At 36.0% G+C, this 11,758-nt stretch carries 12 protein-coding genes; 7 read left to right on the top strand and 5 right to left on the bottom strand.

The genetic code is table 11. From position 1 onward, the window contains the following. Window positions 1–60: 60 nt before the first annotated feature. Entirely contained in the window at window positions 61–1,263 is a 1,203-nt protein-coding gene (locus CES88_RS13395; protein WP_290735298.1) for a hypothetical protein, read from the top strand. Then, entirely contained in the window at window positions 1,256–2,167 is a 912-nt protein-coding gene (locus CES88_RS13390) for a hypothetical protein (protein WP_290735295.1), read from the top strand. The genes CES88_RS13395 and CES88_RS13390 overlap by 8 nt, the downstream gene beginning before the upstream one ends. Here the strand turns inward: CES88_RS13390 and CES88_RS13385 are convergent. From CES88_RS13385 to CES88_RS13370, 4 genes are read right to left on the bottom strand one after another with little or no spacing between them, the layout of a single operon-like run. Then, window positions 2,164–3,240 carry a hypothetical protein gene (locus tag CES88_RS13385; RefSeq protein ID WP_290735292.1) on the bottom strand — a complete coding sequence of 359 codons (1,077 nt, stop codon included), beginning with the start codon at window positions 3,238–3,240 and terminating at the stop codon, window positions 2,164–2,166. The two genes, CES88_RS13390 and CES88_RS13385, sit on opposite strands and share 4 nt — an antisense overlap. 2 nt (window positions 3,241–3,242) lie before the next feature. Further along, window positions 3,243–4,403 (bottom strand): cysteine desulfurase family protein, encoded by a 1,161-nt coding sequence (locus tag CES88_RS13380; RefSeq protein WP_290735289.1) that lies wholly within the window; start codon window positions 4,401–4,403, stop codon window positions 3,243–3,245. A gap of 32 nt (window positions 4,404–4,435) precedes the next feature. Beyond that, window positions 4,436–5,542 (bottom strand): quinolinate synthase NadA, encoded by a 1,107-nt coding sequence (gene nadA, locus CES88_RS13375; protein ID WP_290735286.1) that lies wholly within the window; start codon window positions 5,540–5,542, stop codon window positions 4,436–4,438. A gap of 11 nt (window positions 5,543–5,553) precedes the next feature. Next, the gene (locus tag CES88_RS13370) at window positions 5,554–5,874 is read right to left on the bottom strand and encodes a rhodanese-like domain-containing protein (protein WP_290735283.1); all 321 of its coding nucleotides are present in this window, start codon (window positions 5,872–5,874) and stop codon (window positions 5,554–5,556) included. A gap of 205 nt (window positions 5,875–6,079) precedes the next feature. Between CES88_RS13370 and CES88_RS13365 the strand changes: the two genes are divergently transcribed. The 5 genes from CES88_RS13365 (at window position 6,080) to CES88_RS13345 (ending at window position 10,800) form a co-directional block, all read left to right on the top strand. Beyond that, window positions 6,080–6,853, top strand: a complete 774-nt coding sequence (locus tag CES88_RS13365; RefSeq protein WP_290735281.1) for a ParA family protein — start codon at window positions 6,080–6,082, stop codon at window positions 6,851–6,853. Window positions 6,854–6,890: 37 nt separating this feature from the next. Then, window positions 6,891–7,790: a ParB/RepB/Spo0J family partition protein gene (locus CES88_RS13360; RefSeq protein WP_290735280.1), complete on the top strand. Its 900-nt coding sequence runs from the start codon at window positions 6,891–6,893 to the stop codon at window positions 7,788–7,790. A 270-nt stretch (window positions 7,791–8,060) separates the two neighbouring features. Continuing rightward, window positions 8,061–8,903 (top strand): hypothetical protein, encoded by an 843-nt coding sequence (locus CES88_RS13355; protein WP_290735277.1) that lies wholly within the window; start codon window positions 8,061–8,063, stop codon window positions 8,901–8,903. A 150-nt stretch (window positions 8,904–9,053) separates the two neighbouring features. Further along, on the top strand, window positions 9,054–10,313 hold the full coding sequence (locus CES88_RS13350; RefSeq protein ID WP_290735274.1) for a Glu/Leu/Phe/Val dehydrogenase: 1,260 nt from the start codon (window positions 9,054–9,056) through the stop codon (window positions 10,311–10,313). Window positions 10,314–10,320: 7 nt separating this feature from the next. After that, complete coding sequence (locus CES88_RS13345) at window positions 10,321–10,800, top strand: hypothetical protein (protein ID WP_290735271.1); 480 nt, start codon at window positions 10,321–10,323, stop codon at window positions 10,798–10,800. Here CES88_RS13345 and CES88_RS13340 read toward each other — a convergent pair. After that, on the bottom strand, window positions 10,789–11,634 hold the full coding sequence (locus tag CES88_RS13340) for a serine protease (protein ID WP_290735268.1): 846 nt from the start codon (window positions 11,632–11,634) through the stop codon (window positions 10,789–10,791). The two genes, CES88_RS13345 and CES88_RS13340, sit on opposite strands and share 12 nt — an antisense overlap. Window positions 11,635–11,758 lie beyond the last annotated feature (124 nt).

The raw sequence follows: 11,758 nt of genomic DNA, 5'->3' as shown, positions 1-11,758 counted from the left end.
ATAAAAGCCTCTATATAATTATAAGGCCATATGGTATTTAAGTCCTGTAAAAAAGGTTTTATGAAAAAAGTAAAGACCATTCTTTTCACTCTAGTAATGTGCTCCGTTGTTTTTGGTGTCATAGTGGCCTTTCTAAGATGGAGTAGTGTTCAGTCTATAAAAAATCTTGAGAAAGAAGTTCAAGTTATTGATAGGGTGATTGAGTCTTCTAAGAAAATTTCTAAGAAGTGGTCTGAAGGGGCATCAACTGAAGAATGGAATGATATTGGTAATTATTGTCCCGACTTAAAATTGAAAGACCATGTTGATATTTCCTATTCTCAGTGCAATTCAACTTTCTTAAATTGCTACCTAAGACGAAATGAAAACTTTAAAGCAAAGAAATTTTCTACGGGAAAATTCTATACTTTAGTTTCAAGACAAAACTCTTTAGAGAGAGGAATCGCAATTTTCTCTACAAGGGTAACTCTAAAGTTAAATAAGAACGAATTTAATATTGATTTAGAGGATACATGTAGAGATGTCTACCTTCCTCAAAAGTCTTATGGATATAAAACTTTTAAATCTCCTAAGAGAAAATTTTCTTGGACTTGGGATAATTTTAATAGAAATATTTTCGTTGATAAGTTTTTGGTTACTAATAGAGAAGTAAATGAGTGGATAGAAACTCTAAGCCTAGGCATTGAAAAGAAGTACCCTTTAGAGAGACCATCTGCCTTTCTCTCCCTTGAAGAAATGGAGAAGTTCTGCGCTTTCAAAGGAAAGAGGTTAGCCTCAGCTCAAGTTATTGAGGCCGCAAGCTTTTATCCGTCAGGGTCTTCCGATGGAGCAGGAAGAACTCTTATTCGATATGACTATCCTTGGACAAGAAGAAATTCTGAGTCGTTCTTATTTAAATTAAAGAAGGATAAAGATCTCCCTCTATCAAAATTTGATTGTGAGAAGTCCTACACTAGAGATTGTTTTGAAGTTACTCCATTTGTAAGTCATATGACTAAGTCTTCAAGTTGGAGCGGAATTTTTCAAGTGATGGGAGGTCCTTTTGAAGCCTACTCAAATAAACTGGAAAGCAGAAGAAACCTAAGGGCATCAAGTTTTTATTTTTCCGCAGAAAGTGATGTACATGTACTTGGTGAAAAACTTTACTGGGATGGATTAGCACACCTTGATAAAAATATTGACTGGGGTAAAGATAGACCAGAAGGTGTCGATGGGAGAAGTTTGGAAATAGGTTTTAGATGTATGAGGAATTCGTATGAATAAGATACTAATCATATCTCTATTAATTCTTTGCTCTTGTGATAGGCTTTATAAAAGTAATGAGTTAATTTCTCAATTTGAAAATCATTTAAAATTAGCATTCACTTTAGAAAGTGGTTTTTCTGAAAACTCATCTTTCACTACGGGAAATATTATTGAGAGACCTGCAGGAAGTTGGCAGAACCTAATTTCTTCTGATCACTATTGTTTAAATTATAAAATTCCAGTGACAAATAAAGAAGGTATTCTTCAGATTGTTGAAAAACTTTCTGAGCAGGATTGTCCTTCTCTTCCAACCTCGAATGAATTGATTTCAGTAGAGGGAATCAAGAAACTTAAAGTAAAGTTTTCTACAGATCATATTCAAGGTAAGAGTGTTAGAAATGGAGTCTATGGAATAACTATGAGCTACCTCTTTAAAGAAAAAGAAAGGATAGTGAACATAACTCTTCCTAATAAGCTTCGAAGTAAAGACTATATAAGAGCAAACCTTGCAAAGTATTCTTCTTCAGGAACGTATAGGCAGAGTAAAGGTGTTCGAATCACACAAGCGAATAGACAAACTCTTATGACATCTCTCTGGTTTGGTGATTGGGACTTGAAAGAAAGAGAAGAGATTGACTTCTGTGAAAAGAAGAATGATAGATGCGAAATTACTGGTTCTTCAAATTGTGGAGATTGCCTCTATGGTTGGGAGTACTTGGTCGACTATAATTGTGTTGGTGGGGGATCAAAGGCTTGTTCTCCTGTGAAGTGTGGAGAAAAGGGAAGGCCTGCATGTCCTAGGGGAGTTCTTTGGAGCGGTAAAGATATACAAGAGTTGTGCTTTGATGACAGTCCAGCAGGGTTTTGCCAAGATGATCTACAAGTTATTTGTGGTGAAGATGGTGTGCTTATTTGTATTTAAATTTCTATCCCTAGAAATTTAGCTTTAGTCATATATTCTTTATTTTCTTTGATGAGTTCAATTTTTCCTTTCATGTAGTAGTCATTTTCAATGTGGCAGTCATTAGTTGCTGTGAAGAATTCTGAGCATAACTTTATAGGAGAATGGATTTTTGTTTTAGAAGTATTAATTCTCTCTTTCTTTGTATCGAAGTAGAGATCAACTCTACTTAAGAATTTTCCTGCTCCTGAGTTTTGTATGAAAGGAATACCACTAATTTTCTCATTGAGTAGTTCTGGCTCAGACCCAATGATCAGGTCAATTTTATTAGGAGGTAGTCTTTTTAAAAGTTTTTCCATCTCTTCTCTTGTAGACTCACACTTATTATCGGGACATCTCTTATGGCCTTTGACCATAAGAATAAAAATCTTGGCACCTTTTCTTTCTAGGAGGTCGTGAGTTTTCAAAATACTATAGATAGGGTCTTCAAAGTAGAGCCCATTTAGGTATTTATGTTTTCTCGCTTCGGCATTGTTAAAAGTCGTAATTCCCATTATACCAATCTTCACACCGTCAATTGTCTTAATGGTGTGGTTCTCTATATTCTTAGAAGATAGAGGTGATTGTTTTTTAAGATCTATGATATTTGAATTAATAAATTTATTATCGTATTTATCAATTTTTGAAATAGGAAGTTTTCTTAGTTCTTTTTCTGATAAGTGAAAGGCGTCAACACCGATATTTTCAAATTCTTTTAGAATTGGATCAATTCCGCCTTTTTGGTTCTCATTAATTAATTCGCCGGTACTTAAGAGTAGAACTTTATTATCTAGTCTTTTCTTTAGAATAGATGAATATGTTTTTAGAAGTTGAATTCCACCTATCTTAACTTCACCGATTCCTTCAAAGTGCTCATTAAATGGAGCGAGGGAGCTATTAAAGAAATTAATTGATGAAATCGTAATTTGTTTTTCAGTATCACTATTTGAAGAAGGTTTCCAGTCAGGCTCGCTCAATACCTTAGTCGGAATGCTACTTGTAGCACATGCTCCAATTATAAGAATAGTGATGATCGATAGGACTAGTTTCTTCATTCTTAGTAGCTTTTTATTTTCCCGAGTTTCTCATATGCATTAGTTAAAGCTTCGAGGATTTCGTCATAACTTTCAAGGGGGCTACAATGTCCTAAACTTATTCTAACTACACCACGTCCGACTTCATCATTTACTCCCATTGCACGGAGTACTTTTGAAGTAACAGGTTCATTATCTGAGCAGGCCGAAGAAGTTGTAACAAAGATATCAGCTGATTCAAGTTCTATTTGAACGGCTTGACCGTGGATTCCTGGGTAAGCGATATAAGTAGTTGAGCAAACTCTTGGGGCTTCTTCACCAAGAATGACTACTTGAGGAAAACGCTTCTTAATTTCTGCTTCAAAGACTAATTTTTTTTCTTTTAGAGCAATGTACTTATCAGCTCCGTTATTTTGAAAACTATTTAGGGCAACTGCTAGAGTTTCATAGCCAAGATAGTTTTGAGTTCCACCGCGAATCCCCTTTTCTTGGCCACCACCGATAACAAGAGGATGCAGTTTCGCAGGATGCTTCGCCAGTAACATTCCTGTTCCTGTGAGTGCTCCAAACTTATGCCCAGAAGTAACAGCATAATCGATATTTGATTTTTGAAAATTGAATTCACACTTTCCAATAAATTGAGTGGTGTCGCAGAGAAATGGGACGTTGTCAGAAGTACAAAGAGTTGCGATTTCCTCAAAAGGTTGAATTACGCCGGTTTCATTATTGGCTGCCATGATAGAAACGAGAGCAATACGTCCCTTAAATTCTTGCATCCACTCTTTAAGTTGCTTGAGATCAATCACTCCGTTTCCAAGTGTTGGAACAACTTTGTGAGTATAACCTTTATTCTCGTAGAATTTTGCACAGTTAATAACAGCAGAATGCTCAATACCAGAAGTGATTACAAAATTCTTACCATCTTCTTTTGCAGAGTCGAGTACACTGTGAAAAACTTGAGTGATACCTTCCGTTGCACCTGAGTTAAAAATAATTTGCGTGTACTTTGCTCCAAGAATTTTGGCGCAAATTGCTCTAGAGTTTTCCATTGCTGTTAAAACTTTTGTACCGAGTCTATGAATTGAGTTTGGGTTAGCAAAAGGTCCGTCTTGAAGTCTCTTTATAAAGTATTCTTTAACGTCTTCACAAATAGGAGCACTACCGTTGTAATCAGCATAAATCATTTTTCTTCCTTAAAATATGGCGTGTGTATCAATTAACTTAATTCAAGCATTTTACTTAGGGCCTTCAGTGAAAGCTCTGTGGTCTCTTTATCAACTTGAATTATATTTATGGGTTTATCTTCCTTTATCGCTCTGAAACTGGCAAGTAACCAGCGAGGTCTAACGCGATACATTGTCGTGCAAAGGCATTGGTAAGGAGATAAGGAAATGATTTCTTTGTCTGGAAATTGTTGCGCCAAACGATTAACTAAATTAATTTCTGTTCCAACTGCAAAACTTGAACCTGCAGGAGCATCTTTAATTTTATTTATAATATAGGCAGTCGATCCATTATCGTGAGCAGCTTTAACTACTTCATAAGAACACTCTGGATGAACGATGACTGTTGTATTTGGTTTTTCTTTTCTTATTGTTTCAACTTGAGCTGCAGTGAAGCCTTGATGAACAGAGCAGTATCCGTACCAGAGAATTACTTTAGCCTTATCAATTTGCTCAGCAGTAAGTCCACCGTTGAACATATTTGGATTGTAGACAACCATTTCATCAAGACCGATACCCATTTCGGCACATGTATTCCTACCAAGGTGCTGATCTGGAAAGAAGAGAAGTTTTTGTCCTTCTTCAAAGGCCCATTCGATTATTGATCTAGCATTTGAAGATGTACAAATACTTCCACCATTGGCACCAACGAAGGCCTTGAGGGCAGCGGAACAATTGATATAGGTAATAGGAACAATTTTTTCTGAGGTAGAAGTTTGCATAAACTCCCAGGCCTTGTCGATTTGTTCTCTATTGGCCATGTCTGCCATTGAGCAGCCAGCGCGAAGATCTGGAAGAATAACTTTTTGATCATCGCTCGTAAGCATATCAGTTGTCTCTGCCATGAAGTGAACACCGCAGAAGATAATATAAGGCTTATCAAGCTTTTCAGCATCTTGAGCAAGCTTAAGAGAGTCTCCGGTTACATCAGCAAATTGAATGACGTCATCTTGTTGATAGTGATGGCCAAGAACAACAACTTGGTCTTTAAGTTCTTCTTTAATTTTTTTTAACTCTATAAGAACTTCTGCATCTGAGAGATCTTTTTCAGAAATTAAAGGTAAGTGGTCTTGGTTATCTTCTTCAAACAAGTTGAGCATTTTTCTTCCAATTATTTTACAGTTTCGTAACCGTTATTTTGCCAACCAAGAATTCCGTCTTCTAGGTTTGTTAAATTTTCAAAATCTTCACCTAGAAGAAATTGACAAGCATTCAAGCTTCTTCTTCCACTTCTACATTGAAGAATAATATTTGCTTCTTTATCTTTTAAATCGTTTGCATATATTTCTGGGAATTTACTTAGAGGAATAAATTTTGCGCCTTCAATATGTCCCTCATCCCATTCCTCTTGCTCACGGCAATCGATTAGCACAAGTTCTTCATTGTTATCGAGCATTGTTTTTAACTCAGTTGAGTTGATTGATTTGATCATTATTTTCTCCCTTTCGTATGGCCCAAATATTGTTCATTTTTCTCATAATGTCCAGTCTCGTGGTGCTATGTGTCTAGCTATGAAAAAAAATTGTGTTCTTTCTTTGACGAAGTGTGACTCATTTTTTACTATTTTAGTATATTAGGTCTTTTTCGACCTTTAAAAAACACTGGAATCGGATATCAGTGTATTTAAGGAGTGATTCATGGAAGTTATCACAGTTGCCAATAATAAAGGCGGTGTTGGTAAAACAATGCAGTGTTATCAATTGGTATGCCATTTGGCGAACCAAGGCCATAAGGTTCTTGTAATCGATCTTGATTCTCAAGCTAACCTAAGTTCAACTCTCGGTGTTCAAATTCAAAGAACTCTAATTCCTGAGTGGTTAATCGGTGATGTTCCTGCAGAGGACGTTGTGGTTAAAGCGGAAGGCGATGGAGAGTTCTATGACAATATAACTCTTGTTCCTTCAAGTAGACATCTTGCAAATCTTTCAAAGCTTTTGATTCTATCAGAAGGTGAGATTAGAAGAGATGCTGGAAGAAAAGAAAGACTTCTAAGACTTCGTCTTCAAGAAGTTGAAGCTGACTATGATTACGTTGTTATTGATACTCCGCCAATGTTAGGTGATGAACTCATAATGGCCCTTGTTGCTTCAAATAGAATTCTTATCCCTACTCAAGCGCAGGACTACTCAATTGATGGTCTAGAAGAGTTGATGGATACTTTCGAGATTATTAAAGAAACTGAAAATCCAGGATTGGATTTTTCTATAATTCCTTCAATGGTAGATACTAGAAGAAAAATTGAGCAACAAAGGATTGTTGAACTTTCTCAATCTTTTAATATCACGCCACCTATTAGAAACCTCGTTCAAATGCAAGAGTCTATCTCAATGAGAAAGCCTGTATTTATGATGGGAAATAGTAGTAGAGGAAAACAAGATTACGCAACCCTTTGGGAATCGCTTAATCTATAATTAAATTTTAAATCACAAGGATGTGGGGTACCAACGTATGGCAAAGTCATTCGCGCCTAGAGTTTCAAAAAAGAAAAGAAAGACAATCGATCTTTCTGAGAATTTAAATCGTGACTTAATTAAGTTAGCTGACGATAGATTACTTCGTGGCGCTAAGTTAGATGAAATTCTCATTAAAGATATCATTGTAAAAGAGCAGGTTAGAACTAAGTTTAATGATTCATCATTAAAAGAGCTTTCTGCAAACATCAAAGTTAATGGTCTTATTCAGCCACTCGTTCTTCATAAATCTGAAAAAGGTTACACATTAATTTGTGGTGAAAGACGTTTTAGGGCGATGAGCCTCATTAATATGAAGAAGTGCCCATGCTTTATTTTAGATAATAAATCTGAAGAAGAGCTAATGGCGATTCAATTCTCTGAAAACTCTTCAAGAGAAGCACTTCACTATATTGATAAAGCTGATGGTATTTTAAATTACCAAAAAGCAACAAAAGCTAGTGAGAGAAAGATCTGTGCGGCACTTGGAATTTCTAAGTCTGAAGTTCATAGGTCTCTACTGATTGCTAGAATGCCAGTTAAACTTAGAGAATCTGCTAAAATCCACAATATTGAAAAATATGTTCTTCTTGAATTAGATGCTCTTGAAAAATCTCTATTGAAGACAAAGCTTACAAAGCTTGTTCATGCTGGAGAAATAACAAAGAGATCACAACTTAAGAAAGCAATTAAGTCTGGAGTTGTTGCTGCCGGAACCAAGAAGAAAGCTACTGCATCTACTTCTACTAAGAAGAAGTCAGCTCTTCCAAAAGGTCTCACTGCTAGCGCGTTCCTTAAAGCAATGAATATGAAGCAAAAGGACTTAAAGCTAGATAAGAAGACCAAAGACATCCTAAAGGCCTTGGTTGAAGAAACTAAGGATATGGTTGACCAGTAATCACCGCTATTTTCAATTGGGCCTTAGGGCCCTTTTTTGTATTTTCAATACATTAGATACTAATCGTCAAAAAATAATACATTTTTATTGCTTTGCGTGAGGCCTAGGATTCCCTCTATGACTAAGGACTCGCTATTTTTATTGAATCTGTTAGAATAATTAGTGGGTTATACAATTTCACGTATGGAATGGAGTATTTCTCAAATTTTGGTACGCCTATTGCACTATTTTAAGTAGCTAAACATTAAACTACGGAAAATAGGGACTTGTATGAAGCGAAGAGTATGTAAAAATTTAACAGGGCGTCTAAACTTTAGACAGAAGAACTTGGTAAACGCCACGATGCTTATTTGCGCCTTTGTTTCAATCAATAGTGCATTTGGACAGTCTTCTAAAGATAATTCAGAAATGCTATCCAATCTAAACCCATATAAGAAAGTTGCCACAAGAGCACCAAGTAATTTTGTTCCAGATGTTGAAGCAAGTGACAGACCTAATAACGTCACTCTTTGGTATGAAAATATTCTCGTAGAAGATACTGCAGGAGTAATGAAGGGAATGAGAGAGACTTACGATAGCTGGGAACAAGTTGAAGAATATGCAACAAATTGGAATGTGGCCTCAACAGGTCTATATGAAATAAGAGATCAAGAAGATAGGCAGAAGTACTTTAATAAATATATTTTAAAATACCTAGATAAGAGACTTTCTGGCGAAATTAAGCAAGCTGAAGAAGGTTCAACTCTACATAGAGTTGGAAAAGTTCAAAAGGCGCTAAAGCCTCAGACAGCTGTTCAAGTTTCTAGAAACCTAAGGTTTAAATTTAAGGCGAGAGTCTTACAAGGAAAAGCGTTAATGTTCGTTGAGAATCCTTGGATCAATAATGAAACTTCTGTGAAGTTAGATGGAAGAATCAATTTAAATGTAAATAAAGATATTGCTGCACTTGGCCTTAAGGCAAACTTTGATTATGACGTTAAACATAATGAGTACGAAATGCGATTAGATAGGCCTCTTACAGAGGAAATCACTGCAAGAGTAAGTACTGCTCAAAAGAGAGATATCGCTTCAACTGGTCAGACTGTTGAGCTTCTATTTAACAAAGAATTTTAATTGATCAAAAATGCTGCACAGTGAAGCGCAGCTCAATTTCCTCCTCCTTTCTAATCCAAAAAATTCTAAAAAAATTGCTATTCAGTAGTATTAAGTAGTAGTAAATTTGGAACATAAATTTGCAAATACTAATAATTCAAGGGAGCCGTTATGAGCTTATTTGATGCCCCACTTTTTAAAGATGCTTACGAGCAATTAGAGCAGGCGGCTGATGTTATGGGTCTAGATAGAAATATTCTTGAGAGACTAAAGTATCCTAAGAGAGCACTTCAAGTTGCTGTGCCAATTCGTCTTGATGATGGATCGGTTAGAACTTTTCAAGGCTATAGAGTTCAACACAATATGACTCTAGGACCAGGTAAGGGTGGAATTCGTTATCATCCAGGAGTTGATTTATCTGAAACAGCTGCACTAGCAATGCTTATGACTTTTAAGTGTGCCCTAGTTGGTCTTCCTCTTGGTGGAGCTAAGGGTGGTATTGAAGTTGATCCTAATGAGTTATCTCGTCAAGAGCTTCAGTCTCTTACTAGAAGATATGCTACAGAAATTAATATGATTATTGGACCAACTATTGATGTTCCTGCTCCAGATATTGGAACTGATGGACAGACGATGGCCTGGTTCATGGATACATATTCTCAAATCAAAGGTTATACAGTTCCTGGTGTTGTTACTGGTAAGCCAATTACAATTGGTGGTTCCCTTGGTAGAGCGGAGTCAACTGGTAAAGGTGTAGCTTATTGTGTGAACTTTGCTTACCAAAAACTTGGAATGACTATCGATAAGAATACAACAGTAGCAATTCACGGTTTTGGTAAAGTTGGTGTTCCAGCTGCACAAGACTTGTCTGAGCAAGGTGCAAAGATCGTAGCAATTTCTGATGTATCGGGTGCTGTTTACAATAAAGATGGACTTGATATTGAAAAATGCTATGAGTGGACAAGACAAGGAAAATTCTTAAAAGATCTAGAGGGTGTAGAGCTTATTACAAATGCTCAACTTTTAGAACTTGATGTGGACGTTCTTATTCCTGCGGCTATTGATGGTGTTATCACCAAAGAGAATGCTGGAAATGTTAAAGCTAAAATTGTTGCTGAAGGTGCCAACGGTCCTTTAACAAGAGAAGCAATCGATATTATTACAAAGCGCGGTGGATTCATTATCCCTGACATTCTTTGTAATGCTGGTGGTGTTATCGTTTCATACTTTGAGTGGGTACAAGGACTTCAAAACTTTTTCTGGGACCTTGATCAGATTAACGGTAAGCTTCATGACATTCTTAAAGATTCATTTGAAAATGTTTACGAAACTGCAACAAAGTATAATACTGATATGAAGAAAGCCGCTTTCATTGCAGCTCTAGCAAGACTAGAAAGAGCAATGAGACTTAGAGGTCTTTTCCCTGCTTAATAAATTGATGAAACCAATTTATCTAGCACTATTAATTTTATTATTTATGCAATGGCCTTGCTTCTCTAAAGTTTTAGAGAACAAGGCCATTTCTCTTTCTAGCGAGAAGTATTCGTTTCGTGATGTTTGTAAAGCGATGGGCGTAAAGAATAATCTTGTTGAAGTCGCAAAGGGACAGACGAAAATTGATTGCACTTCAAGAGTCGTGAGTATTCTTGATTTTTGTAAGAAGAATTCTTCAAAGAGGCAGAGTCTTATTAGAGGGAGAGTTGATGTTCTTTCAAAGAATAATGTCGTCTGTGAATACGCAAAGTCTGTTATTTTAAAAGTCGAGTGTGATACAGATTTTAAGTGCTCAAGTAGTATTAAAAATGATTGTTTAAAACTAAAGAACGCATTCGCTTATACTCTTGAGTTGACCCATTCTTCCAAATTAGAAAACTCTATTTCTTGTATATATAGTTCTGATGAACCGTTAGATATCTAGAAGATCGATATAATTAGCTTCGCCGCTATGATGATCGCCTCTTCCCCAGGTATTACACTTCTTTTCATCTTTCATTTCATAATTCATTCCAGTTCCACGAACAAGAATTCCTATAATCTCATTAGTTTTTGATGAAAAAATAGACGAGCCTGAATTTACTGAAAATGTATCAAGATTGTGAGTAAAAGAGCTCTGTCCTTTTAAGTTCGTAGTAGAGCTGGTTACGAATCCATTGTCATGATATTTCATTGGAAGTCCTAGCGGAAAACCAAGCATGAAGATTTCGCTTCCTTCTTTGATTCTATTCTTTGCAATTCTAAGAGGAGCTCTCCCTTCAACATTCTCTTTTAATTCAAGGAGTGCAACATCTTTATCGCCTGGAAAGTCGAAGGTATGTTGAAGAAGACTTTTAATTTCATAGACACTATTTCTTTCTAAAATTAATTCATCCATTGCTTCACCATTATATGTATAGTCGAAGACAATGTAGTAGTCGTTAATAGAATAGCCCTGCTCATCATCAATACAATGGGCAGCAGTAGCTATTTTATTTCTTCCAACGAGTGAGGCAGAACAATTAGCGATTAGTCTTTGAGTGCTTACAAAGTTTTCATCTTTGCAGAAATTAAAATCATCAATATAGCTGAGTCCAGATAGTTTAAAACGGCCATCTTCTAGTTTTTGTACTCTAGATTTTGGAATTAATGCCGCAATTGATTTTGAGATATCTTGAATTTCAATAGGAGAGTCTGAAATCTCATGACGATCGTCGGAGTTTACAATTCCTGCATGAAGGTTAATAGAAATAATGAAGATAAATAGAATTCTTTTCATAGGCTCTTTTATCAAAAAATGAGTCTTGAATGTGAGTTAAAGTAATTTTTATAGCCCTTCTAGATCGTAAAAATAACGAGTTAGCCTTATAACTTAATTGGAAAATTGCAATGAGCTTGACCAA

The organism is Halobacteriovorax sp. JY17 (assembly GCF_002753895.1).
GTDB lineage: Bacteria > Bdellovibrionota > Bacteriovoracia > Bacteriovoracales > Bacteriovoracaceae > Halobacteriovorax.
The sequence above is the reverse complement of the archived record's forward strand: the minus strand, read 5'-3'. Positions and strand labels throughout refer to the sequence as shown.